Raw genomic sequence first — 23,414 nt, 5'->3', positions numbered from 1 at the left:
GGCGTGAGGGTTCTGGCCAATGTTTGGAATTGACGGCACAGTACTGGCGTTTGTCGTGCTCGCCGGCTTTAGCGCCGGCGCGGTCGCCTATGCATTCCTGTTCACCCGGATCAGCAACGAGAAACAGGTCGGCAAGCGGCTTGAAACGATCAAGTCCGCCGAGACTGATCGCTCCGTCGTCAAGGCCTCGCGTGACCGCGCGGCGGAAGCCGTCAAGCGGCGCAAGTCGGTTCAGGATTCGCTGAACGAGCTCGACGCAAAGCAGAAAACCAACGACAGCAGGGTCAAGAAACCACCGCTGAAAGCCCAACTCCGTCAGGCTGGCCTGAAGACCACCGTCGAGCGCTTCTATATATACTCCGCCATATGCGGCCTCGCTTTGACGATGGTTGCCTTTGTGGCCGGAGCGCCGCGGCTCGTTCTGCCGGGCGTGCTGCTGGCCGGCGCATTCGGCCTGCCGCGCTGGTTCGTCTCGTTTCGTCGCGCCCGCCGCGTCAAGGCATTCCTCAACGAATTTCCAAACGCGCTCGATATCATCGTGCGTGCAGTCAAGTCCGGCCTGCCGCTGAACGACGCCGTGCGCCTCATAGCCAACGAATCTCCCGAACCGGTGAAGACCGAATTTCGTCGTATCGTCGATTCCCAGCAGATGGGCCTGTCGATCCCCGATGCGACCTTGCGCATGCCCGAAACCATGCCTTGCACGGAGGCGAGCTTCTTTGGCATCGTCATCCAGATTCAATCGCAGGCTGGCGGCAACCTATCCGAGGCGCTGGGCAATCTTTCGCGCGTGCTTCGCGATCGCAAGAAGATGAAAGCCAAGGTCCAGGCACTGTCGATGGAAGCGAAAGCGTCCGCCGCCATCATCGGTGCGCTGCCTTTCATCGTTGCGTTTCTCGTCTACCTGTCGAGCCCGAACTACCTGATGCCGCTGTTCGTCACCAACGTTGGACACCTGATCCTTGGGTGCTCGGCGGTCTGGATGTCGATCGGCATCTTTGTGATGCGCAAGATGATGAACTTCGAAGTCTAGGATGCTGGCATGACCGACCAAGTCATCAAATCCCTGACCGATCCGAGCTTCCTGATCGCGATGCTGGTCGCCATAGCGGTGTTTGCGACCGTTTTCACCTTGCTGCCGGCGTTTGGCGGAAACCAGCTCAAGTCACGCATGAAAACCGTCGCGCTGGAACGCGACGAACTGCGTGCCAAGCAGCGCGCCCGGCTTGCCGTCGAAGCGGATCGCCGTCGCAAGGGCCTGCGCGAGGAACAGTCGGTTGGTATGCGCAACATTGTCGACCGGCTGGATCTGAGGCGCGCGCTCGCCGATGAGGGCACATTGCAGAAACTCAAGGTCGCCGGCTTTCGCGGACAGAACCCGCTGACGCGGTTTCTTTTCTTCCGTCTCGTGCTTCCTTTTGTCGGCTTCGCGCTGGGCGCAATCTACACCTTCGTACTCGGAGGATTGCCCGACAAGCCATTGGTCATCAGGGTGTTCGTCTGCATCCTCGTTGCGTATGGCGGCTTCTACGCTCCGGTCGTCTACGTCAACAACCGCGCTACCAAGCGCAAGCAGTCGATCCAGATGGCGTGGCCGGATGCGCTCGATCTGATGCTGATCTGCGTCGAATCGGGCATGTCGGTGGAAGCGGCCCTGCGCAAGGTCGCCGACGAGATCGGCGCGCAATCGGTGGCGCTGGCGGAAGAATTCATCCTCACCAACGCCGAGCTTTCCTATCTGCAGGAGCGCAGGCAGGCCTACGAGAACCTGGCAAGCCGCACCGGCCTGGAATCGGTCAAGTCGGTGTCGCAGGCACTCGTCCAGGCCGAACGTTACGGCACGCCGGTGGCGCATGCACTGCGCGTGCTGGCCGCCGAAAGCCGCGACATGCGCATGAACGCGGCGGAGAAGAAGGCGGCGGCCTTGCCGCCGAAGCTCACCGTGCCGATGATCCTGTTCTTCCTGCCGGTGCTTTTCGCCATCATCCTGGGTCCCGCCGGCATTCAGGTCAGCCAGCGCGGCATCTTCGGCGATCGTTCGGCACCATCATCGACCGCGCAATAGAGGTGAGGGTCGTCCCGCTCGAAAAATGACGAAGCCGCGCTGAACACAGCGCGGCTTCGTCATTTCAAGGCTGTCGCAGATTGTCGTCTATTGCATGTCGCACAAAAACGCAGCGGTTTTGGTCAACGACATGCATGAAACAAAGACTTAAAGCACGTTCGGAGAGACGCTCTAGTTGGTCGCGGACTTTGGCTTGTCCTGGTCCTTGAGCTGGCTCCAGGCATTCTGCTGGGCCAGCATCTGGCGCAGATAGGCGACGTTTGCCTGTGCCTGTTCGGGCGAGAGTTCCTGCGAGGCGATCTTCTCGGCTTCGTCGAAACGGCCCTGCAGGCCGACGACCAGCGCCAGGTTCTGGCGCACCCGGCTGTCTGCGTTCGGCTGTTGCGCGGCGGAACGCATATAGGTTTCGGCGGTGCGCAGGTCACCTTCCAGCACATAGGACATGCCGAGATTGGAGAGCACCGAAGGCTCGTTCGGCTTCAGTTCGAGAGCCTTGCGATAAAGCTGGCGCGCGTCGTCCTTCTGGCCGATCTGGTCGAGAATGGCCGCTTCGGCCGACACCAGCCTCCAGTCGGGATATTCCGGTGTCTGGGCGCGGCGCACGGCGTCCAGAGCGGCCTCGAACTGGCCATTGGCAGCCAGCGCCTTGCCATAGGAGGCGAGCACGTCGCGATCCTTCGGCAGGGCGATCGCCAGCTTGCGCATCACGGCGAGCGACTGGTCTGCGTCGCCATCCATCTGCAGCGCCGCCGCATAATTGGTGGCGATGCGCTTGTCGGCGGGGTTCCTGGCGTAGGATTGGCCAAGTGCCGCCGTTGCAGTGTGCAGTTCCCCGCCCGACATGGCCTCCAGCGGTTTGCCGCTGTTGCGTCCGATCGAACCGGTGGTGAACTTGTCGGTTGCGCAACCGGCGACACCGGCCGCGAGCGCCAGCACGAGGGCCGTGGTGATGAACCGTTTTCCCGTGGCATTGATCGTGCGGTTGGTCGGCATCGGCACCGGGCCTCCATTCATACGCGGCCATTGCGTGGCCATCTTCCCTCCCGAAGAAATATTCTGTTAACCCTAACGGACGGTTAAGAATGGCGACTCAAGCGCGCCGCACGGAGAACATCGAATGCCTGTCGAACTCGTCGAAAAGAAACTGCCGTTCGCGCTGCCGGTCCATCTGGTCGCCAGGGATGGGCTGGACGCAGCCGGTCTTGCGCCTGCCGCGGTCGCCTGGGCCAGGGCAAACGGCTTTTCCGGCGAGTCAGGCAGGACGCTGGTCGTGCCCGGCGAAAAGGGAGCCCTCGGCGGCGCCTTGTTCGGTATCGGCGATGGCGAGGGCGCGCTTGCTCTTGGCGCGTTGTCGAAAGCCTTGCCGGAAGGCGACTGGCATTTCGCCTCCGCGCCGACCGAGCCGGAACTGGCGGCAATCGCGCTGGTGCTCGGCGGCTATGTCTTTACCCGCTATGGCAAGAAACCCGCCAAGGCGCTGCGCTTCGACTTGCCGGCCGGCGTCGATGCCGGGCGCGTTCGCCGCATTGCCGATGGCGTTTTCCTGACACGCGATCTGGTCAACACGCCGACCAGCGACATGGGTCCGGAAGAATTGGAGAAGGCGGTGCGGAGCCTGGCCGTAGCCCACGATGCCGAAATCTCGGTTGTGAAGGGTGACGATCTCCTCGACCGTAATTTCCCGATCATCCATGCCGTCGGTCGCGCGTCGACCGGCGCGCCGCGCCTGATCGACATGAGATGGGGGCAGCAAGGCGCGCCGAAGGTGACGCTGGTCGGCAAGGGCGTCTGTTTCGACACGGGCGGTCTCGACATCAAGCCGTCGTCCGGCATGCTTTTGATGAAGAAGGACATGGGCGGCGCGGCCAATGTGCTTGGTCTCGCATCGATGATCATGGCCGGCGGGCTGAATGTGCGTTTGCGCGTGCTCATTCCCGCGGTCGAGAATTCGATCGCCGGCAACGCCTTCCGGCCCGGCGACGTGCTGACGAGCCGCAAGGGCATCACCGTCGAGATCGGCAACACGGACGCCGAGGGGCGGCTGGTGCTGGCCGATGCGCTGGCCCTGGCCGACGAAGAGGAACCGCAGCTTCTGGTCGATATGGCGACGCTGACCGGGGCAGCCCGTGTCGCGCTCGGTCCCGACTTGCCGCCCTTTTACACCAGCGACGAAGCGCTGGCGTCCGATCTGGCGGCGGCTTCCGTCGCGGCCGAGGATCCGTTGTGGCGCATGCCGTTGTGGCGGCCTTACGATGCAAAACTGTCGTCGAAGATCGCCGACATCAACAACGTCACCACCGACGGTTTCGCCGGCTCGATCACGGCGGCACTCTTCCTGAAGCGCTTTGTCGAAAAGACCGCGGGCTGGGTGCATTTCGACATCTTCGCCTGGAACCCCGCCGACCGTCCGCATGGCCCCGCTGGCGGTGAGGCGCAAGGCATTCGCGCGCTGGAGCGGATCATCTCAAAACGCTTTGGCTGATAGCGACAAGCAGAGCCGACAAATTGCAGAAACTGAAACGGAACCGAAACAATTTGCCGTCATGCTGCTCGGATGTCGATTGCCATGCGCCCCAGCCAGGCCTTGCGACTGTGGCAGCAAGTGATGCTGTCGCAGGTACGCGACGACGCGCCCGACCTGACCATGCGCCAGACGGCGATCCTGTTCACCGTCTATCTCGATCCGCCGCCCCACACGGTGCGCGGGCTCGCCGCCCGCCTCAATGTCACCAAGCCGGTGATCACCCGTGCGCTCGACACGATGGGCGCGTTGAAGCTGGTGTCGCGCCATCGCGACGAACTCGACAAGCGCAACGTTCTGATCAGGCGCACGGTCGAGGGCGCGCTCTTTGTCGAGCGCTTCGGCGATGGTATCATTGCCAAGGCCCACGAGTTGCCCATCTAAAGCACGATCCCGAACCGCAGGTCAGCGCAGGCAAAAGCGGAACCGGTTTTTCGGACAAGATCATGCGTCAACAAAACAAAGCAGAGTTGCTGATTTGACTGCCAGGGATGCCCGCCTTCACGCTTTCCGTTCCGACCTTGCCGATGCACGGCTGAAGGGCGAGGTCGCCGCCGACCGCTTCGTCGCCGGCCGGCCGGCGCGGATCACCGCCTCGGTGGCCGATGTCCGCAAGGCGCCGCGGCCGGATGCCGGCGTCAACACGCAAGCCCTGTTTGGCGATGATGTCCTCGTCTTCGAGGTCGCCGAAGGCTGGGCCTGGATCCAGGCCGAGCGCGATGGCTATGTAGGTTATGTCGCCGATACCATGCTTGGCGGGCGGGACCATGCGGCGACCCATATCGTGTCGGTGCCGCGCACCTTCCTCTACCCCGGGGCGGATCTGCGGTTTCCGATCACAGGACAATTGTCGATGGGATCGACGGTTACGGTGACGGGTGCAGCCGAAACGCGCGGCACGCACTATGCCGTCCTGCCCTCCGGCGAGGCGATCATCGCCGGCCATCTGCGGCCTGTCGGTGAGACGGCCGCCGACTATGTTGCGGTGGCCGAGATGTTTCTCGGCACACCGTATCTGTGGGGCGGCGCTTCGGGTTTCGGCATCGACTGTTCGGGCCTTGTGCAACTGGCGATGCGCATGGCCGGCAGCGACGTACTTCGCGATTCCGACATGCAAGCAGCGAGCCTTGGCGAACCGCTCGATCCGGATCCGGATTATGGCGGCCTGAGACGCGGCGACCTCGTCTTCTGGAAAGGCCATGTCGCCATCATGACCGACGCCGATACTATGATCCATGCCAATGGCCACACCATGCTGGTGTCGCGCGAAGGGCTGAAGGAGGCGATCGCCCGCATCGGCTATCTCTATGGCGGCCCGACCGGTTTTCGGCGGCCTTAGGGGCTTCGATCCCCTTTTGTTCCGATTCTTCTTGGCGATCGCCCACCTTCGCGCTACCTCTGGCGCGTGACAGAGCAGCCGCGCCTTGCCGAACAGAATGCCACTGTGGCCCTGCCCGAACCATTCATCAGGTGGTTCGGCGAGAAAGGCTGGTCGCCGCGTGCCCACCAGATCGAATTGCTGGCAAGGGCCCAGAGCGGGCAATCGGTGCTGCTGATTGCCCCGACCGGGGCAGGCAAGACGTTGGCCGGGTTCCTGCCTTCACTGACCGAGCTGGCCAACCGGCCAAGGCGAAAACCGGGGCAGGCACATCGCGGTATCCATACCCTCTACATCTCGCCGCTGAAGGCGCTGGCGGTCGACATCGAGCGCAATCTCGGCAAGCCGGTCGAAGAGATCGGCCTGCCTATCACCATCGAGACGCGTACGGGTGACACGCCCGCGCACAAGCGTCAGCGCCAGAAGCTGGTGCCGCCCGACATTCTTCTGACCACGCCCGAGCAATTGGCGCTGCTGATCGCGGCGCCAGACGCCAGACGCTTCTTCGAGGATCTGCGCTATGTCGTGCTCGACGAGTTGCACTCGCTGGTGACGTCGAAGCGCGGCCATCTGCTGGCGCTCGGCCTGGCGCGGCTGCGCAGCTACGTGCCTGGCCTGCAGACGATAGGCTTGTCGGCGACGGTTGCCGAGCCCGACGAATTGCGGCGTTGGCTGGTCGCCCAGAATCCGCCAGGCGACATGGCCGGCCTGATCACCGTGGCGGGCGGAGCCAAGCCCGACATCTCCATTCTCGACTCCGAGCAGCACGTGCCGTGGTCCGGCCATTCGGCCCGGTATGCCATTCCTGAAATCTATGAGGCGATCAAGCGGCACCGCACGACGCTGCTGTTCGTCAACACCCGCAGCCAGGCCGAATTGCTGTTCCAGGAACTGTGGCGGGCCAATGAGGACTCGCTGCCGATTGCCTTGCACCACGGTTCGCTCGATGTCGGCCAGCGCCGGCGGGTCGAGAAGGCGATGGGCGAGAATGCGCTGCGCGCCATCGTCGCGACGTCGACGCTCGATCTGGGCATCGACTGGGGCGATGTCGATCTGGTCGTGCATGTCGGCGCGCCGAAGGGTGCCAGCCGCCTGGCGCAGCGCATCGGCCGCGCCAACCACCGCATGGACGAACCGTCCAAGGCGATCCTTATTCCGGCCAACCGTTTCGAGGTGCTGGAATGCCGTGCCGCACTCGACGCCAACTATCTCGGCGCGCAGGACACGCCGCCGCTGATCAATGGCGCGCTCGACGTGCTGTCGCAGCATGTGCTGGGCGTCGCCTGCGGCGCGCCCTTCGATGCCGACCATTTGTTCGAAGAAGTGCGCGGCGCCGCGCCCTATGCCGGACTGGCACGCGAGACCTTCGACCGTGTCGTCGATTTCGTCGCCACCGGCGGCTATGCGCTGAAGAACTACGAGCGCTATGCCCGCATTCGAAAGACCGTCGGCGGGCTGTGGCGCGTCTCGCATCCGCGTGTCGCCCAGCAATACCGGCTGAATGTCGGCACCATCGTCGAAATGCCGGAACTCAATGTCCGCTATGTCCGGCAGGGCCGTGGCATGGCTGGGCGCGGCGGGCCTGTGCTGGGCAAGATCGAGGAATATTTCGCCGAGACGTTGCGGCCCGGCGACAATTTCCTGTTTGCCGGCAAGGTGCTGCGTTTCGAGGGCATTCGCGAGAACGAATGCGTCGTCTCCAACGGCGCCGGCGCAAACATCATCGTCCCGTCGTATGCCGGCGGCAAGTTTCCGCTATCGACCTATCTCGCCGATCAGGTGCGCGGCATGCTGGCCGACAGCAACCGCTGGCAGGCGCTGCCCGAGCAAGTCGCCGACTGGCTGCGGCTGCAGAAGGAAAAGTCGGTGCTGCCGAAACGCGGCGACCTTCTGGTCGAGACCTTTCCGCGCGGCAACCGCCACTACATGGTTGCCTATCCCTTCGAGGGCAGGCTAGCGCACCAGACGCTCGGCATGCTGCTCACGCGGCGGCTGGAGCGCGCCAACGCTCGTCCGCTCGGCTTCGTCGCCACCGACTATTCGCTGGCCGTCTGGGCGCTGGACGACATGGCGGCCCTGTTCAAGGCCAAGAAACCATCATTGGCCGCCCTGTTCGATGAAGACATGCTGGGCGACGACCTCGAGGCCTGGCTGAACGACAGCTGGATGCTGAAGCGGACGTTTCGCACCTGCGCAGTGATCGCCGGGCTGATCGAGAAGCGCTTTCCCGGCCAGGAGAAGAGCGGCCGCCAGGTGACCGTCTCGGCCGACCTGATCTACGACGTGCTGCGCAGTCACGAACCGGACCACATCCTGCTGCAGGCGACGCGCACCGATGCGTCGGCCGGACTGCTCGATGTCAGCAGACTTGCCGAGATGCTCTCGCGCGTTCGCGGTCGAATCATGCATAAGCATCTTGAGCAGATATCGCCGCTGGCCGTGCCGATCATGCTGGAGATCGGCAAGGAATCGGTGAATGGCGGCGCCAACGAGTCCTTGCTCATGGAAGCCGCCGATTTGGTCGAGGAGGCGATGGGCCAAAGATGAGACTGATTTCGAGATGAATTTTTCGCTGGCGCGCACGTCGCTGATCGCCGAGGCCGACCTTGTCGGCATCGCCGGCGAGCGCGCGGTCTGCGACCGGCGCGGCGTGCTTTATTTTCCGGATCTGCGGCTTCTGGCCGTTTCCGACCTGCATCTCGAGAAGGGTTCGTCGCTGGCGCGGCGCGGCGCGCTGATCCCGCCTTACGACACCGGCGCGACCTTGCTGAGACTGCAGGCCGTGATCGCCGACTACCAGCCATCCATCGTCATCAGCCTGGGCGACAGCTTCCACGATGGCGGCGGCGCCGAGCGCATGCATGCGAGCTTCCGCGAACGGCTGGAAGCGCTGATATCAGGCCGCGACTGGTTCTGGGTTGCCGGCAATCACGATCCGGAAGCGCCTGCCGACCTGCCCGGCGAGACGGTGCGTGAGCTTGCCATAGGTTCGCTGCTGTTCCGGCATGAGCCGTCGAAGGAGCGTGTCGAAGGCGAAGTAGCGGGCCATCTGCACCCGTGCGCGCGCATCGTGCAGCGCGGCCGTTCGGTGCGGCGGCGCTGCTTTGCCGGCGATGGCGGCCGCATGATCATGCCGGCCTTCGGCGCCTATACCGGCTCGCTCAACGTGCTCGACCGCGCCTATGCCGGGCTGTTCCGGCTGGACACGCTGATGGCTTACATGCTCGGCACTGACCGCATTTTTGCGATCTCCCGCTCGATGCTGCGGCCCGGCTGAAGCCGCCCTTTCGCCAAGAGTCCCTACCGCCCGTAATAGAGCGTTACCGTGTGCTTCGCCTCGGCGAAAAACAGCCATCTTTCGACAAGCATGCCGGCGAACTGAGCAATGGCGGCAAGGACCGACAGCAGCGCCGCGAAGGGCCACGGCAAGGCAAATGCGGCGGCCAGCAACAGGATGGGCAGGGCGAAGGCCAGAACCTGCGTGATCTGGCGCAGGCGGGCGCTGTGCTTGCGCGCGATGCGGAACCCCATTTCCTTGAGCAGATAATTCTCTTCGGTATGCGGCCATTCCAGCGATCGTACCGTGCCGCCGGCCAGCCCGGTCGCGGTGTTGGCATTGGTCGGGATTTCCAGCCGGTCGTTGTAGCGCCAGGTCGCCAGCTTCCAGCCCCAGCCGAGCAAGGTCAGCAGGGCGGAAGTTGCCAGAAGCTTTTTCGAGCCGAGAGCAAATCCCTGAAGCAGCGCGTTCAACAGCACACTGCCGGTCATCGCCGAAAAAAAGAGGTAACGGGGCAGCGTGAAGCGGCTGTGCCACTGGGCGATCGGCTTCAGCGACGCATAGATCATGCCTGTGGTGCAGACGGTGACGACCGCGCCACAGGCTGCCAGCAATCCGGCCACAGTCACCCAGCCGCCGCTGCGGCCGAAAAACACCCAGCCGATGCCGAAAAGGCCTGCCGGAACGAAAGTGATGACAGAGGCAACGCCTTCGCGCGACAGCCATGAACTGCGCCATTGCGAGAACGCCCGCCAGGCGCGTTCGGGTCTGCCGAGATGACCTGTCGAGGACAACAGCCCGGCCATGATCAGGCCAAGCGCAAGGCCAATGCCGATGAGGCCAAGCCAGAAATCGGGTGGGATGATCTGGAGACCTCCGAGCACCCCAAGCAGCGCCAGCAACCCGTAGCCGGCGCCCGTGGCGGTGGTGAAGAAGACGACGGAGAAGGCTGGATGCATGGATGTCAGTTCGAAAGCATGCGGTCGACCCAGCCGAGGAAGCCGCCTTCGGCCCGCACCGGTTCGAGTGCCGGCGCGGCCACCGATGCGGGGCGCTTGGTGTGGGCGCGCGGCGGCAAATATTTGTTGGTCGGGTGATAGCCGAGTTCCGGCATCAGGTCGACGCCTTCACGCTCCGCCACCAACTGCGAGACGGCCGACGCGGGATCGCCGAGATCGCCGAAATGCCGGGCGCTGGTCGGGCAAGCGGCGACGCAGGCCGGGACGCGGTCTTCCTCGGCCAGATTGTCATTGTAGATGCGGTCGACGCACAGCGTGCACTTCTTCATCACGCCGACGTCGGTGTCGAATTCGCGCGCCCCATAAGGGCAGGCCCAACTGCACAATTTGCAGCCGATGCACTTGTCCTCGTCGATCAGCACGATGCCGTCCGAGGCCCGCTTGTAGGAGGCGCCGGTCGGGCAGACCGTGACGCAGGCCGGCGTCTCGCAATGCAGGCAGGAGCGTGGGAAGTTCACGGTCCGCCCACCCATCTCGGTGGTGTGTTCGTAGCTGTGGACGCGGTTGAACCATACGCCGTCGACATGGCCGCCATAGGGGTCGATGTCGGTCAGCGGCGCCATGTGGCCGCCTGTGTTCCATTCCTTGCAGGCGGTGACGCAGGCCTGGCAGCCGACGCAGGTGTCGAGATCGATGACGAGGCCGAGCTTCTTGCCGCTTTGACTTGGCAGACAGGTCATTTTGCCGCCTCTCTTGCCCGGCGGAATTCAGCGCCGAAGGTCAGTTTGTCGGGCGAGGGTTCGAAACCCGGCGGTTTCTGGAAACGCTCGAATTGCGGCTCGGTGAAGCCGGCTTCTTCGGCCGCGCATTTGACGATGCGCACGCGCAGGTCGAACCATGCCGCCTGGCCGGTCACCGGATCGGAGTTCGAATAGCGCTTGCCGCTGGCGTCGGCCGAGGTCTGGTCGCCGATGATGTGGTTGAGCAGGAAGCCGCGGTTGGATTCGGCGGCATCGTCCTTCAGCCCCCAGCTGCCGCGCCGCTTGCCGATCGCATTCCAGGTCCAGACCGTGCTTTCGTTCACCCCGTCGACCAGCTTGATCTGCCCCTTGACCTTGCCGTTGATGCTTTCGATCCACACCCAGTCGTCATCGACGAGGCCGAGACCAGCGGCGGTCCGGTGATGCACGAACAGCCGGTTCTGGCTGGTGATCTGCCTCAGCCACGCGTTCTGCGAACCCCAGGAATGGTACATGTGCATCGGCCGCTGCGTCAGCGCGTGCAGCGGATAGTCTTGCAAATCGACGACCGCTTCCTCGAACGGCATGTACCAGAACGGCAGCGGGTCCATATAGGTCTCGATGCGCTGGCGGTCGCCCTCTGGCGGCATCACGCGGCCATGGCCCCGTGTGGCCAGTCTGAAGCGCTGCAGAGGCTCGCAATAGAGCTGGAAGACGACCGGCTCCGCCTTGGGGATGAAGCCCATCTGCACCGCGAAGTCGAGATAGGAGCGGTTGGCCATCTTGTAGTAGCGCTGGTCTTCAGCGAAATCGTGGTGCCAGAAGCCGCCATTGTCGATGTAGCGCTGCAATTGGTCCGGATTGGCCTCGCCCTTGCCGATCGCACTCCCATCCTTGCCACGCCAGCCGGCAAGCGGGCCGATGCCGGGCGTCCGCTCATGGTTGACGATGTAATCGGCATAGTCGCGGTATCTGGCCGAGCCATCGTCATTGACGAAGCACGGCAGGCCAAGCCGCGCGCCGAGTTCGATCAGCACCGACTGGAATGGCCTGACATCGCGATCCGGCTCGACGACGGGATGGCGGATAGCGTCCCCTGGTCCGTCGGCATGGCTGATCGGCCGGTCGAGCAGGCTGATGCAATCATGGCGTTCGAGATAGGTTGTGTCCGGCAGCACGAGATCGGCGAACGGCACCGTCTCGGAACAGTAGGCGTCGGAATAGATGATGAAGGGGATCCTGTAATCGCCCGCTTCGTCCCTGTCGGTCAGCATCGCCATGGTCTCGACGGTGTTCATCGAGGAATTCCAAGCCATGTTCGACATGTACATCATCAACGTGTCGATCGGGTACGGGTCGCCGGCCCACGCATTGCGGATGACGGTGTGCATGAGGCCATGTGCCGCCAACGGCGCATCCCAGGAATAGGCCTTGTCGATGCGAACGGGCGTACCGGCCTCGTCGACCAAAAGGTCGTCCGGCCCGCAGACGAAGCCGAGCGGCATGCCGTCGAGCGGCGTCATCGGCTTGACGGTCTTGCCTGAAGGCTTTGGGCCTGGCGGCGCCGATCTCGGGTAGGGCGGCTTGAAGCGGAAGCCGCCGGGAACATCCACGGTCCCGAGCAGCACCTGCAAGAGATGGATGGCGCGGCAGGTGTGAAAACCGTTCGAATGGGCGGAGATGCCGCGCATGGCATGCATCGAGACAGGCCGCCCCTTGATCGTCTCGTGCCTTCGCCCGGCCCAGTCGGTCCAGGCGACTGGTAGTTCGATCGTCTGTTCGAAGGCGACATGAGCGAGTTCGGCGGCGATCCTGCGGATCGTGTCGGCGGGAATGCCGCAGCGCTCCGCGACCGTATCGGGTGCGTAGCTCTCATCGAGGTAGCGGTCGGCGATGAGTTGGAACACCGGCACGCAGCGGCGGCCGTCGACGGTGAAACTGCCCGTCAGCGCAGGTTTCGCGTCGGCATTGTTGGCGCTGACAGGCGTCTTCGCAACCCTGTCCCAGGCCAGCGGATTGCCGTCGGCGTCACGCACGAACAGCCCGTCATCGGCAGCATTCGGCTCCTGGATGACGAGCAAATGCGCATTGGTATAGCGCAGGAGATAGTCGAGATCGACGCGGCCGGCCTTCAGCAATTCGTGGACGAGGGCGAACACGAACAGGCCATCGGTGCCGGGCCGGATGCCGATCCAGTCGTCGGCAATGGCGTTGTAGCCGGTCCGGCACGGATTGATCGAAACCACCTTGGCACCGCGCGCCTTGAGCTTGCCGAGCCCGATCTTGATCGGGTTGGAATCGTGATCCTCGGCGACGCCGAACAGCATGAAGTATCTGGTGTTGTCCCAGTCGGGCTCGCCGAACTCCCAGAACGAGCCGCCGATCGTATAGAGGCCTCCGGCCGCCATGTTGACCGAACAGAAGCCGCCATGCGCGGCGAAGTTCGGCGTGCCGAACTGGCTTGCCCACCAGCCGGTCAAGGATTGCGACTGGTCGCGACCGGTGAAGAAGGCGAGTTTTTTCGGATCGGTCCGGCGGATGGCCGAGAGCCGTTCGGTCGCGATCGAGAAGGCTTCCTCCCACTCGATCTCACGGAATTCTCCCGAGCCGCGCAGGCCTGTGCGCAGCAATGGTTTTTTCAGCCGGGCCGGGCTGTAGTGCTGCATGATGCCGGAACTGCCCTTGCCGCAGATCACGCCGCGATTGACGGGATGGTCCTTGTTGCCATTGATGTAGCGAACCTTGCCGTCCTTGATGTGGACGTCGATGCCGCAGCGGCAGGCGCACATGTAGCAGGTCGTCTTGGCGATGCTGTCGGAAATGTCCGGCGAGGTGTCGACGCCGTCGCCTTCATCGGGCGCGCGCGTGTCGGCCAGCGGGCGTTGCGATGGAGCCGAATTTGCGCCGCGCGGCGGTCGGTGCATCATGATCCGCTGCTGCCCGCACGGTCGGCGGACTTGGCTCGAGTCTTCGGCCCGGGGCCGCGCATATAGTGCTCTTCGGGGTGGTATCGGTCACCGGCCAGCCGCCGCCGGATGCCGCGGGTCCAATGGGCAAGCAGGGATCTGAACCGCCCGATCATTTTGTTCTCTGCGATTCGATGGCGAATTTTTTCTAACTTCACTCGAAAACGTAGAATAAAGCTATCGATCTGTCTAATCAGTTGTTCTTGTAAATTCGATCGATATTGGTTCTTAATGCACGCATGACCCTGGACCAATTGCGGATTTTCGTCGCCGTTGCCGAGCGCGGCCACATGACCAAGGCCGCCGAGCTGCTTGGCATATCCCAATCGGCCGCGTCGGCCGCTATTCGCGCGCTTGAAGAGCAGCATGGCGTCCATCTGTTCAACCGGGTCGGCCGCAACATCGAGCTCGCCCAGACCGGGCACCGCTTCCTGCCGGAAGCCAAGGCCGTGCTGGAGCGGGCAGCCGCTGCGCGCAACGTGCTGGAGCATGTCTCGCAGACGGTCACCGGCAGCCTCTCGATCGCCGCCAGCCAGACCATCGCCAGCTATTGGCTGCCGCGCCGGCTGGCTTCCTTCCACGAGGCCTATCCCGCCGTCAGGTTGAGCGTCACCATCGGCAACACCAGGCAGGTCGAGGCCAATGTCCTCGATGGCGCGGCGGATCTCGGCCTGGTCGAGGGGCGCACGGAATCCGACATCCTGCGCCGCGCCAAGGTCGACGTCGACAGGCTGATGCTGGTCGTCGCCAGCGCGCACCCCGAGATCGCCGAAGTCTCGCAAGGCCGGCCCGACATCAAGGGCCTGCGCTGGATCATCCGCGAGGGTGGTTCGGGCACGCGCGAGGTGTTGGAAGATCTGGCGCGCCGCGAAGGAATTTCGCTTGCCGACCTGCAGATATTCCTAGTGCTGCCGAGCAACGAGGCTATCCGCCAGGCGGTCGAGGCGGGGGCCGGCGCCACCATCATTTCCGAACTCGTCGTCGGCGGCGCGATTGCCGAAGGCAGTTTGCGCGCGGTGCCGATTGACCTGCCGAAGCGCGACTTCGCCATCATCACCCACCGAGACCGGCAGGCGAGCCTTGCCCAGATGGCGCTCAAGGCGCATCTCAGCGCCAGCGCCGATGAAGCAGTGCCTGCCCGCCCGTGAGTGGGCCGTGTCAGCCAAACTTTCGCTGGGCGTCGAGCGCCAGGCCAAGCCCGACCGAGCCGAACACGTCGCCTTCGATGACGGATGCCTGCGGCACCAAGGAGAGAATCTCTCGCCTTGCCAGCGGGATTGCGGTCGACCCGCCGGTCAGAAATACTGCGGTGATGTCGGATGGCTTGACCTGGGCGTCGCGGATGGTCTGCCCGACCGTTGCGGTGACCCGCTCGATATCCCTGGCAATCGTGGCGTCCAGCCCGGTGCGCGTGATTTCGGCGGCGAACGCCGCCCCCGGCAGCTTCACCGCCACCTGAGCCGATGATCTGTCGGTCAGCTCGATCTTGGCCTTTTCGACAAGGGCTGCCAGCGCATGACCATAGCGATGCTCGACAATGTGGATGAAGCGGTCGACCAGGTCGGCGCGCTCGGCTTCGTAGCGGATCTGGCGCAGATGCGTCATTGCCTTGGCGGTGTAGACCAGGTTGATTCGCTGCCATGTCGCGAGATCGATGAAGTAGCTGGCCGGCAGATTGCGCTTGCCGTCCTTGGTCGGGGTCAGATAGCCGAGCTGCGGCATCACATGGGCGATGCTCAACAGCCGGTCGAAATCCGTGCCGCCGATATGGATGCCGCGGCTGGCCAGGATGTCGTCCTTGCGGTCGAGCGACCGCGAGCGCTGCGGTGAGACACGCACGATCGAGAAGTCCGAGGTGCCGCCGCCCATGTCGGCGATCAGCGCCAGTTCCTCGCGCGTCACCTTCTGCTCATAGTCGAGCGCCGCCGCGATCGGCTCGAACTGGAAAGCGATGTGTCTGAAGCCCTGGGCGCGCGCGGCCTTCTCAAGTTCGCCCTGGGCATTTGCATCGGCCTCGGGATCGTCGTCGACGAACTGCACCGGGCGGCCGAGCACCACCGTCTCGACCACGCCGCCGGCATCTTCCTCGAGTTTTCTGCGGAGGTGGCCGAGGAACAGGCCGACGATCTCCATGAAGCCGATCGAGCGGGACTTGATGCGGGTCTTCTCGTGGGCAAGCGAACTGCCGAGCACGCTCTTCAGCGAGCGCATCAGCCGGCCTTCGATGCTGTCGGTGTAGTTGGCAATGGCGTGGCGTCCGAAACAGGTGCGGTTGTCCTCGAAGTTGAAGAATACGGCACTGGGCAGCGTGACCTGCCCATCTTCAAGTGCGACGAGGCGCGGCTGCCCGTTGCGGACCACGCCAACGGTGGAGTTTGAAGTGCCAAAGTCGATACCGCCGAATGCTGGTCGCATGGCAAGTTTCCTGATTTTGTCTTTGGGGAGCGGCAACTCGTGTCCGGTCGGGCCGGGGGCGTGCTCTAACGCAAGACGCCGTAAAGGGAAACCCTTTTTGGAAATCCGGCGCCTAATCCTTTCGGAAGATCACCCTACCGAGCCAGCCCGTCAGCATGGCCAGCGATATCGCGAAGACGCCATAGAGGAAGGAATAATTGTGCGCGACACGGAAGATCGACTGCTCGAAACCGGATTTGCGGATTTCGAGCTGGGCCGAGCTTTCCTTGATGAATACGCCGCTCTTGAACAGGAAGGCGCGTGCCTTGTGGGTACCGACCGGAACATTCGGTGCCAGCCTGACGGTGGCGCGGAACAGGTTCTGCGACAGGAATTGCACGCCGCCGACATTCTCGCTGTAGAGGCCGGTCGCTGTTTTGCGGCTGCGCAGCGCCGCGGTGAATTCCTCGATGGTCGCCGGGTTGTCGCCAGCGTCGGCCGGCTGCATGTAGAGGTTGGAGGCACCGAGCGACAGCTGCTTGTAGCTGTTCGGTTCGGTGATGTCCTGCAGCGGGCGCGTCGTCGCCACCGAATAGGACATCGGCACATTCTCGAAGGTTTCGGACTCCAGGTTGACCCAGACGCCAAGCACCCGGTCCTTGCGGCGCACCACGACCGGGCGCGGCGGACCCTCGAGCACGACGATGACATCGTATCTGCCTTGACGGGCAACCAGCGGGTCGGGATTTTCCAGCGAGCCGAAAATGGTCAGGTCGGCGCCGGAAAAGCCGGCGGTGATCGAGACGTTGTCGGTGGAGAGCCCGATCTGGATACCCTCTACCGGTGGTGTCTGTGCCTTGACCGGCACGGCAACCGCAAGCAACGACAGGAGAATGGCGGTTGCGAACGCTTTGGGCCCCCTCATCAGTTGAGGCCCGTGGCGGTCAGCGAATAGAGATTGGGCGGGGTGACGAAGAGGTCGATGGCGAGGCGGATCGCCACCGCCAGCACCAGCAGTGCCAGCAAGGCCCTTAGCTGCTCGCCGCGCAGCCTCTGTCCAGCCTTGGCGCCATATTGCGCCCCGGCAACGCCGCCCGCCATCAACAGGAAGGCCAGCACGACGTCGACCGTCTGGTTGGTGGTGGCATGGACCAGCGTCGTGTAGGCGGAGGTGAATATGATCTGGAACAGCGAAGTGCCGATGACGACGTTGGTCGGCACTTTCAGGAGGTAGATCAGCGCCGGCACCATGATGAAGCCGCCGCCGACGCCCATGATCGACGACAGGAAGCCGATGCCGGCGCCAAGACCCAGCACCGGGATGACGCTGACGAACAGTTTCGAGGCCCTGAACCGCATCTTCAGCGGCAAGCGGTGGATCCAGTTGTGCTGGCCGGATTTCTTCAGGACCGGTGCCGCACCGCTGCGCGTGGCTCGCAGCGCATTGACGCTTTCGACCAGCATCAGCCCGCCGACCGTGCCGAGCAGCACGACATAAAGCAGCGAGATGAACAGGTCGAGCTGGCCGAGCCTGCGCAGGAAGGCGAAGACGAAGATACCGCCGGTGGAGCCGACGATGCCCCCGGCCAGCAGCACGCCGCCGAGCTTGAAGTCGAGCGTACCTCGCTTCATGTGCGAAAGGACGCCGGAGAAGGAGGAGGCGATGACCTGGTTGGCGCCGGTGGCGACGGCGATCGCCGGGGGGATGTTGTAGAAGATCAGCAGCGGCGTGATGAGGAAGCCGCCGCCGACGCCGAACATGCCCGACAGGAAGCCCACTGCCGCACCCATGGCCAGCAGCACGAAGACGTTGACGGAAATTTCCGCGATCGGGAGATAGATGCCCACCCGTCAGTCTCGATCAGTTTTGCCTGTCGGTGAATGCAACCGTTGCGGGCATCTTGACCCGACAAGCCGATTTGTTCTTGCGCCGGAGGTGCTACGAAGTCAAACCGCGCAGCATTGCCGAAACAAAAAACATCTCAATCAGTTAACAGGCAAATGTGTGGCAAGGGCGTCGTGGAAGCGACGCATCTGCCGTTATTTGCGCGCCAGCAGCGCCTTGACCAGTTTTTCATCGACCGTGCCGGTCGCCGGCAGCTTGTTGTCGGTCTGGAAAGCCATGATCGCGGTCTTCGTCTTCTGGCCCATCCTGCCGTCTGCGTCGCCCGCATCGTAGCCATTCTTGTTGAGAATGCGCTGGATGTTCTCGACGGCCTTCTTCATGTCGACGCTGGCGGTCGTCTGCGGCGTGCCGTTCTGCCAGGATTCGGGAATGTCGACCGAATTGGCTGCCGCATCCAGCGGCTTGGCCTTCCACAGTTCGGCCGCGGCGCGGGCGCGTTCGAGCTGCTCGGGCCGCATCGCATTGGCGATCTCGTCTCGCTTGGCCGACGCATCTTTGTCACCGGTCTTGGCGACGAGCGCGAACCATTTGTAGGATTCCTCGAGGTTCTGCTTCATGCCGACGCCCTTGGCGGCGAGGATGCCGAGGTTGAACTGGCTGTCCTTGACGCCGACGTCCGCCGCCGCCTGGAACCAGTGCGCGGCCGACTCATTGTCGGTGACGCCATCAGCGGCCATGGCGAACAGCACGGCCAGGTTGTGCATGGCGCTGGCGTTGCCCTGCTCGGCGGCCAGCTGGTACCAGGTCTTCGCCTTCTTGATATCGCGCGCGACGCCAATGCCCTTCTCGAAGAAATTGCCGATGCGGTATTCAGCAGGCGCGAAGCCGAGTTCGGCCGACTTCTCGTACCATTTGGCCGCTGCCGCCATGTCTTCCTTGACGCCGCGCGACTCGGCGTAGCGCGAACCGACCTCGAACAACGCCTTGGCGTCGCCATTGCCGGCGGCATCGCGCAAGGCGAGCGGGCCAACGTCGGTGGGAATGTCGAACTTCGCCGTGGCCTCCGCCGGCGAAGCGTCCGCGGGTGGAACCGCGCCCGTCGTGTCCTTGGCAGTGTTCGGCTCGGCCGTCGTAGGCTGGGTGCCGGTATCGGCATCGGTCGCTTCCGGGACAGGAGCCGGACCAGCCGGGAGCGCAGCAGCCGAAGCTGTTATGTCGGGCGCCGGGCTTGCGTCGGCAGGTGTTGCCGAAGCAACAGGCTCGGGAGCAGGCTCGGTTGTCGGTGTCGCATCCATCGAAGGCTCGATGCTTGGCGGCGTGGCCATCGTGCCTTGCGCGGCCATGTCATCCTTGGTAGCCGGTTCGGACGGCTCGGCCTGTCTGACGGCACGGGCCGGCGCGCTTTCCACGGCCTGCGGCTGAACGTCCGTCTTCGGCTGGCTAGCGGCATCGGCCGAGGCGGTTTGCACCGGTTGCGAGGCGACGATCGGCGCGGCGTCGTTGCTCGCCACCTGCGCCGGATCGGCGAAGAAGGCCTTGCCTAATTGCAGGCCGGCGAGCGCCAGCATGATTGCGGCGGCCGCCATCAGGATCGGCTTGCGCCGCGCCTTGAGCAGGTCGCCGATCCGCAGTGCCTTCACCGGTCCGGTCATCGTCGATTGGCGCTTCAGCGCATCGGCCTCGGCGGCGGCGGCCTGCGCCGCGCGCCGCGCTGCGGCGATGAAATCCGATTTAGCTGCATCGGTGTCGCTTGGCTTGGCCGGCTGGCCGCGCTCGTCGCGCACGCGCTTCATGATGGCATTGAGGTCAGGTGCGCCGGAGCCGGGCTCCAGCGGCCGGTTGGCCAATTTCGGGTCGAGCGGTTCGTCGAGGTCGACGCTCGGTGTCGGGGCAATCGGCGCCGAGCCGGCCAGCGGCGGAATGTCGGCCTCCTTCTTGCCCCTGAATGCACGTGCCAGCCCGCCGAACAACGATTTGCGGCCACCTGCCTGTTCGCTTTTCTCGGCGATGGTGTCGGAACTGAGGGCAGCCAGGGCTGCGGCAGCGGCGGCTTCGGCCGGTGAGCGCGTGCCCGGCTCATTGCGCATGATGGCGGCGGCGCGGCCATCGAGATCGGCCATGTCTCCGGTCAGCGGCATCGGCTGATCGATATCCATCGACGGTGCCTCGACGGCCATCTTGGACCGCCGCGCACCGCGCCGGCTGTTCGGTTCGACCACAGCCGCATCGAGGAGTTCGCTCACCGCCTCGACCGGTTCGCCGGGTTCCAGCGACCCCAGCCGGTCGACGATCTTGAGCAGCGTGTCATGGATGGCTTCGAATGTTCTCGAATTGCGCTCGTCGGAGCGCCGCGTCAGCGTTTCGAGTGTCTTCAGGTCCTGGGCGAGGCCGGAAACGGCCGTCGCGTTGGCACTCGAACCGGCCAGCGAACGCACCGCGTTCTCGGCCGCTTCGCGCGCCGCGCCGAGGATGGAATCGCGGGTTCCGGACAGCGACTTCTCGATCTCGTCGAGACGCGGGCTGATGTCCTCGAATTCCGGCAGCGGTGTGCTGGGCCTTGAAAGGTGGGCGGACAGGCCGGCGACCTGCGCTTCCAGGCTGCGGATCAGCGCCGGATCGATGCCTGCCACCTGCGCGGCCGATGCGTCCAGCCGGCTTGAAATGTCTTCGAGCCGGCTTTCCAGGCCGCGGATCGCGGCTTCGCCCGCGGGATCGGGAGCGCGCGTTTCCAAGCGCTTGGCCAACGCGGTGAAGCGGGCGTCGATGGCTTCCATGATGCCGGCGCTGTCGACGTGCGGCATGCGCTGGTCCAGCCTGTCGGCAACCTCGTCCAGCCGCCGTTCGAGATCGCGGAACAGCATGTTGCCCTGTTCGATGGCGTCACCCTGGCGGCGTTCCATCATGCCCGACAGCACGTCGAAGCGTTGCTCCAGGCCATGGAAGATATAGTCGGCGTCGGGCATCGCAGGCGCCTGGTCGATCTTGTCGGCGATGAGCGCGATCTGCTTGGCCAGGCGCTCCATCGCCTGCTCGGGCAGGTTGGCGCGACCGGCGAGCTCGTCGACACGGCTCGACAGCGTGCTCAGCCGGTCCATGACCGCGTTGCCTGGGCGATCCTGCGCCACTTCCTCGATCTGTTGGGCAAGCGAGTCGATCCGCTTCTCGATGCGCTCGAATGCCTCGTGGTCGAATGTATTGGCTTGCGCGGCAACCGTCGAGGCGACGATGGCGCGGGAGATCTCGTCCAGCCGCTCGTCGATCATGCCAAGCGTGTCACTGCCACGATTGTCCTGCTGGCTGGCGAAATGATCGACGGCGCCAGCAAGCGTGCGCACCTTTTCCTCGAGCGAGCGCAGCGACAGCGATTCCGGAAGATTGTTGACGGCGTTGCTGATCTGCTCCAGCCGGTCGGTCAGCATTGATAGGCCGGGGTCGTCGGAGCGCTTGCGCTGGTCGGCGTCGACGCGATCCTCGAAGGCGGTCCAGCGGCGATCGAAATCGTCCCAGCGGCGGTCGACTTTCTGCACGCTCTCCTCGCGCGCCAGCGTGTCGAGCGCGGCCTTGACCTGTTCGAGTTCGAGCCGCAGCATGTTGACGCTTCTGTCGTCGCTCTTCTCGGCCAGTGTCTGGATGGCGCCGGAGAGTCGTTCGAATTCAAGGCCGAGTTCGGCGCTGCCCTTGGCCGAGGCGCCCGGCCTGGCGCCCGACTGGAAAGCCCGCTCGATGTCCTTGCGCAGCGCTTCGAATTCCCGCTGCAGCCCAGCCGTCATCTGGTGGCGCAGTTCCTCGCGCATGCCGCGCAACTCGCCGGCGATCTTGCCGACCATGGCGACGCCGTCCTCCTGGCCACGCACGCGATCGATGTCGCGGGCGATGGCCTGGTAATTCTGCCCGAAGGCGGCGGCGGGCTGCGCTGGGCTCGTCGGGCGCGGCGCCGGCTGCGGATCCTCGTACCAGCGCTGCTGGGCAGACGGTTGGGCGGCGGGATAGCGCGCATCGGCCCCGTATTGGCGAGGCTCGGGACGTGCCAGCGGGTCTTCGCGCGTACGCTCCAACCGCTGCTCCAGCGTTTCGAGGGAACGGTTCAACTGCTCGAGCGTGGTCTGCGGCCTGCGCTGCCTGCCGGCGTTGAGTGTATCGAGGTAGGACCGCTTGCTGTTCATCGGTGCGTCCGTCTTTCAGATTGGCTGGCTCGCGGCCAGTTCCCCCAAGTCCCTGTCGGAACGAGGCGACAGCGGCTATGCCGCGGTGGAAGACGAGCTTCCCGGGCTCTCACCCGCGCTCCGAAAAACCGTGAAAAATTCGATACAGGATAACCACGGGTAGCCGACGCGCCCACATTTCGCCCAACGTGGTAAACAACGCGTTAACCAAACTTAAGAAGTTGCAAGGATGTCGGATGTCGGCAGCACGGTGCGGCATAACGCTCGCAGCGCAGAACGCCCTTGCGTCATGAGGCGGCTATCGGTATAGAATTGACGTAAACGTAAAAGGCGCCCTGAGCGTGCTGTTTGCGATTTGTTTGTTGAAACCACGACCGGAAGCAAGCCCCTGCTTCCAGTCAGGCGACGCACGGTCCAGGACCGCGACGCCACCAGATGGGGAAAGCCAGTGACCATGAAGCTTATCTCGGCCGGCGAGACCGCGGCCAATACCAACAATATGTCTGTCGAAACCGGCGAGGATCTTGTCCGCATCGGTGAGATGGCCAAGAAATATGGAGTGACGCTGCGCACGCTGCGTTTCTATGAAGACAAGGGCCTGCTCAACCCGCAGCGCGACGGTTCGACCCGTCTCTACACGCGCCGCGACAAGGCCCGGCTGAAGCTGATCCTGCTTGGCCGCAAGGTTGGGTTCTCGCTGCGCGACGTCAAGCAGATGATGGACCTCTACGATCCGACCGGCTCCAACACCAAGCAACTGCGGCTGGCGCTGGACAAGTCGGAAAAGCAGCTTGCCCGGCTGCAGAAGCAGCGGGCGCTGATCGATGACGCCATCAACGAGCTGAGCGGCTCGATGTCGGCGGTGCGCCAGATGCTGGCCGAGCGTTCGGCGCCGCAGGCGAGCGTCGCGGGCTAACTCATCCGCTGACTGTCTGACTATCAAAACCGCGTGGCCCTGCCGCGCGGCTTTTCGTCGTCTTGGCCGCGCCCCAATGCAGCCTCTCGCCGCTAGCTTGTGCAACGCCTCGCCGCTACGTTCACCGCGCGGTGGGCGGGAAATCTTGTCGCATCGAAAAAATTGACGTTTACGCAAACGTCAATTTTT

The 23,414-nt window shown here is 64.1% G+C and carries 17 protein-coding genes; 9 read left to right on the top strand and 8 right to left on the bottom strand.

Annotated features, from left to right (window positions below; all coding sequences use genetic code 11):
• Positions 1 to 19: 19 nt before the first annotated feature.
• Positions 20 to 1,033 carry a type II secretion system F family protein gene (locus tag AC0ZT5_RS27855; RefSeq protein ID WP_488499044.1) on the top strand — a complete coding sequence of 338 codons (1,014 nt, stop codon included), beginning with the start codon at positions 20 to 22 and terminating at the stop codon, positions 1,031 to 1,033.
• Between the two features lie 9 nt (positions 1,034 to 1,042).
• Positions 1,043 to 2,065: a type II secretion system F family protein gene (locus AC0ZT5_RS27850; protein ID WP_457151533.1), complete on the top strand. Its 1,023-nt coding sequence runs from the start codon at positions 1,043 to 1,045 to the stop codon at positions 2,063 to 2,065.
• Positions 2,066 to 2,236: 171 nt separating this feature from the next.
• Here AC0ZT5_RS27850 and AC0ZT5_RS27845 read toward each other — a convergent pair whose 3' ends face one another.
• Entirely contained in the window at positions 2,237 to 3,058 is an 822-nt protein-coding gene (locus tag AC0ZT5_RS27845) for a tetratricopeptide repeat protein (protein ID WP_488499104.1), read from the bottom strand.
• Between the two features lie 124 nt (positions 3,059 to 3,182).
• Between AC0ZT5_RS27845 and AC0ZT5_RS27840 the strand changes: the two genes are divergently transcribed.
• From AC0ZT5_RS27840 to pdeM, 5 genes are all read left to right on the top strand, one after another.
• A complete protein-coding gene (locus AC0ZT5_RS27840; protein WP_488499043.1) occupies positions 3,183 to 4,547 on the top strand; it encodes a leucyl aminopeptidase family protein in 1,365 nt (454 codons plus the stop codon).
• A gap of 72 nt (positions 4,548 to 4,619) precedes the next feature.
• Positions 4,620 to 4,970 (top strand): MarR family winged helix-turn-helix transcriptional regulator, encoded by a 351-nt coding sequence (locus AC0ZT5_RS27835; RefSeq protein WP_488499042.1) that lies wholly within the window; start codon positions 4,620 to 4,622, stop codon positions 4,968 to 4,970.
• A gap of 94 nt (positions 4,971 to 5,064) precedes the next feature.
• Complete coding sequence (locus AC0ZT5_RS27830) at positions 5,065 to 5,925, top strand: C40 family peptidase (protein WP_488499041.1); 861 nt, start codon at positions 5,065 to 5,067, stop codon at positions 5,923 to 5,925.
• A 66-nt stretch (positions 5,926 to 5,991) separates the two neighbouring features.
• Complete coding sequence (locus tag AC0ZT5_RS27825; RefSeq protein ID WP_488499040.1) at positions 5,992 to 8,511, top strand: ligase-associated DNA damage response DEXH box helicase; 2,520 nt, start codon at positions 5,992 to 5,994, stop codon at positions 8,509 to 8,511.
• A 13-nt stretch (positions 8,512 to 8,524) separates the two neighbouring features.
• Positions 8,525 to 9,241 (top strand): ligase-associated DNA damage response endonuclease PdeM, encoded by a 717-nt coding sequence (gene pdeM / locus AC0ZT5_RS27820; protein ID WP_488499039.1) that lies wholly within the window; start codon positions 8,525 to 8,527, stop codon positions 9,239 to 9,241.
• A 23-nt stretch (positions 9,242 to 9,264) separates the two neighbouring features.
• On the opposite strand, the gene AC0ZT5_RS27815 is transcribed toward pdeM, so the two are convergent.
• The 3 genes from AC0ZT5_RS27815 to AC0ZT5_RS27805 are packed head-to-tail and all read right to left on the bottom strand — an operon-like array spanning position 9,265 to position 13,867.
• Positions 9,265 to 10,200: a dimethyl sulfoxide reductase anchor subunit family protein gene (locus AC0ZT5_RS27815; RefSeq protein WP_488499038.1), complete on the bottom strand. Its 936-nt coding sequence runs from the start codon at positions 10,198 to 10,200 to the stop codon at positions 9,265 to 9,267.
• 5 nt (positions 10,201 to 10,205) lie between these two features.
• Positions 10,206 to 10,940, bottom strand: coding sequence for a 4Fe-4S dicluster domain-containing protein (locus AC0ZT5_RS27810; RefSeq protein WP_488499037.1), 735 nt, complete (start codon positions 10,938 to 10,940; stop codon positions 10,206 to 10,208).
• The gene (locus AC0ZT5_RS27805; RefSeq protein ID WP_488499036.1) at positions 10,937 to 13,867 is read right to left on the bottom strand and encodes a molybdopterin oxidoreductase family protein; all 2,931 of its coding nucleotides are present in this window, start codon (positions 13,865 to 13,867) and stop codon (positions 10,937 to 10,939) included. The genes AC0ZT5_RS27810 and AC0ZT5_RS27805 overlap by 4 nt, the downstream gene beginning before the upstream one ends.
• A 278-nt stretch (positions 13,868 to 14,145) precedes the next feature.
• On the opposite strand from AC0ZT5_RS27805, the gene AC0ZT5_RS27800 reads away from it, so the two are divergent.
• Entirely contained in the window at positions 14,146 to 15,054 is a 909-nt protein-coding gene (locus tag AC0ZT5_RS27800; RefSeq protein WP_488499035.1) for a LysR substrate-binding domain-containing protein, read from the top strand.
• Between the two features lie 10 nt (positions 15,055 to 15,064).
• Here AC0ZT5_RS27800 and AC0ZT5_RS27795 read toward each other — a convergent pair whose 3' ends face one another.
• The 4 genes from AC0ZT5_RS27795 to AC0ZT5_RS27780 form a co-directional block, all read right to left on the bottom strand.
• Positions 15,065 to 16,321 carry an Hsp70 family protein gene (locus tag AC0ZT5_RS27795; protein ID WP_488499034.1) on the bottom strand — a complete coding sequence of 419 codons (1,257 nt, stop codon included), beginning with the start codon at positions 16,319 to 16,321 and terminating at the stop codon, positions 15,065 to 15,067.
• 112 nt (positions 16,322 to 16,433) lie between these two features.
• Positions 16,434 to 17,225 carry a TIGR02186 family protein gene (locus AC0ZT5_RS27790; protein WP_488499033.1) on the bottom strand — a complete coding sequence of 264 codons (792 nt, stop codon included), beginning with the start codon at positions 17,223 to 17,225 and terminating at the stop codon, positions 16,434 to 16,436.
• A complete protein-coding gene (locus tag AC0ZT5_RS27785; protein WP_095082339.1) occupies positions 17,225 to 18,148 on the bottom strand; it encodes a sulfite exporter TauE/SafE family protein in 924 nt (307 codons plus the stop codon). The genes AC0ZT5_RS27790 and AC0ZT5_RS27785 overlap by 1 nt, the downstream gene beginning before the upstream one ends.
• 192 nt (positions 18,149 to 18,340) lie before the next feature.
• Positions 18,341 to 22,309 (bottom strand): peptidoglycan-binding protein, encoded by a 3,969-nt coding sequence (locus AC0ZT5_RS27780; RefSeq protein ID WP_488499032.1) that lies wholly within the window; start codon positions 22,307 to 22,309, stop codon positions 18,341 to 18,343.
• 454 nt (positions 22,310 to 22,763) lie between these two features.
• Here AC0ZT5_RS27780 and AC0ZT5_RS27775 point away from each other — a divergent pair, with 454 nt between their 5' ends.
• A complete protein-coding gene (locus tag AC0ZT5_RS27775) occupies positions 22,764 to 23,225 on the top strand; it encodes a MerR family transcriptional regulator (RefSeq protein WP_095082335.1) in 462 nt (153 codons plus the stop codon).
• Positions 23,226 to 23,414 lie beyond the last annotated feature (189 nt).

It is taken from the genome of Mesorhizobium sp. CNPSo 4670 (assembly GCF_057784235.1).
Note: the sequence above shows the minus strand (reverse complement) of the source record. Positions and strands in the feature narration are given on the sequence as shown.

Bases quoted from the DNA above. Each gene is read 5' to 3' on its own strand.
- AC0ZT5_RS27835 (WP_488499042.1), top strand. From the start codon at position 4,620: ATGTCGATTGCCATGCGCCCCAGCCAGGCCTTGCGACTGTGGCAGCAA.
- AC0ZT5_RS27775 (WP_095082335.1), top strand. From the start codon at position 22,764: ATGAAGCTTATCTCGGCCGGCGAGACCGCGGCCAATACCAACAATATG.
- AC0ZT5_RS27805 (WP_488499036.1), bottom strand. From the start codon at position 13,867: ATGATGCACCGACCGCCGCGCGGCGCAAATTCGGCTCCATCGCAACGC.
- AC0ZT5_RS27795 (WP_488499034.1), bottom strand. From the start codon at position 16,321: ATGCGACCAGCATTCGGCGGTATCGACTTTGGCACTTCAAACTCCACC.
- pdeM (WP_488499039.1), top strand. From the start codon at position 8,525: ATGAATTTTTCGCTGGCGCGCACGTCGCTGATCGCCGAGGCCGACCTT.
- AC0ZT5_RS27800 (WP_488499035.1), top strand. From the start codon at position 14,146: ATGACCCTGGACCAATTGCGGATTTTCGTCGCCGTTGCCGAGCGCGGC.
- AC0ZT5_RS27855 (WP_488499044.1), top strand. From the start codon at position 20: ATGTTTGGAATTGACGGCACAGTACTGGCGTTTGTCGTGCTCGCCGGC.
- AC0ZT5_RS27850 (WP_457151533.1), top strand. From the start codon at position 1,043: ATGACCGACCAAGTCATCAAATCCCTGACCGATCCGAGCTTCCTGATC.
- AC0ZT5_RS27845 (WP_488499104.1), bottom strand. From the start codon at position 3,058: ATGCCGACCAACCGCACGATCAATGCCACGGGAAAACGGTTCATCACC.
- AC0ZT5_RS27840 (WP_488499043.1), top strand. From the start codon at position 3,183: ATGCCTGTCGAACTCGTCGAAAAGAAACTGCCGTTCGCGCTGCCGGTC.
- AC0ZT5_RS27815 (WP_488499038.1), bottom strand. From the start codon at position 10,200: ATGCATCCAGCCTTCTCCGTCGTCTTCTTCACCACCGCCACGGGCGCC.
- AC0ZT5_RS27780 (WP_488499032.1), bottom strand. From the start codon at position 22,309: ATGAACAGCAAGCGGTCCTACCTCGATACACTCAACGCCGGCAGGCAG.
- AC0ZT5_RS27790 (WP_488499033.1), bottom strand. From the start codon at position 17,225: ATGAGGGGGCCCAAAGCGTTCGCAACCGCCATTCTCCTGTCGTTGCTT.
- AC0ZT5_RS27810 (WP_488499037.1), bottom strand. From the start codon at position 10,940: ATGACCTGTCTGCCAAGTCAAAGCGGCAAGAAGCTCGGCCTCGTCATC.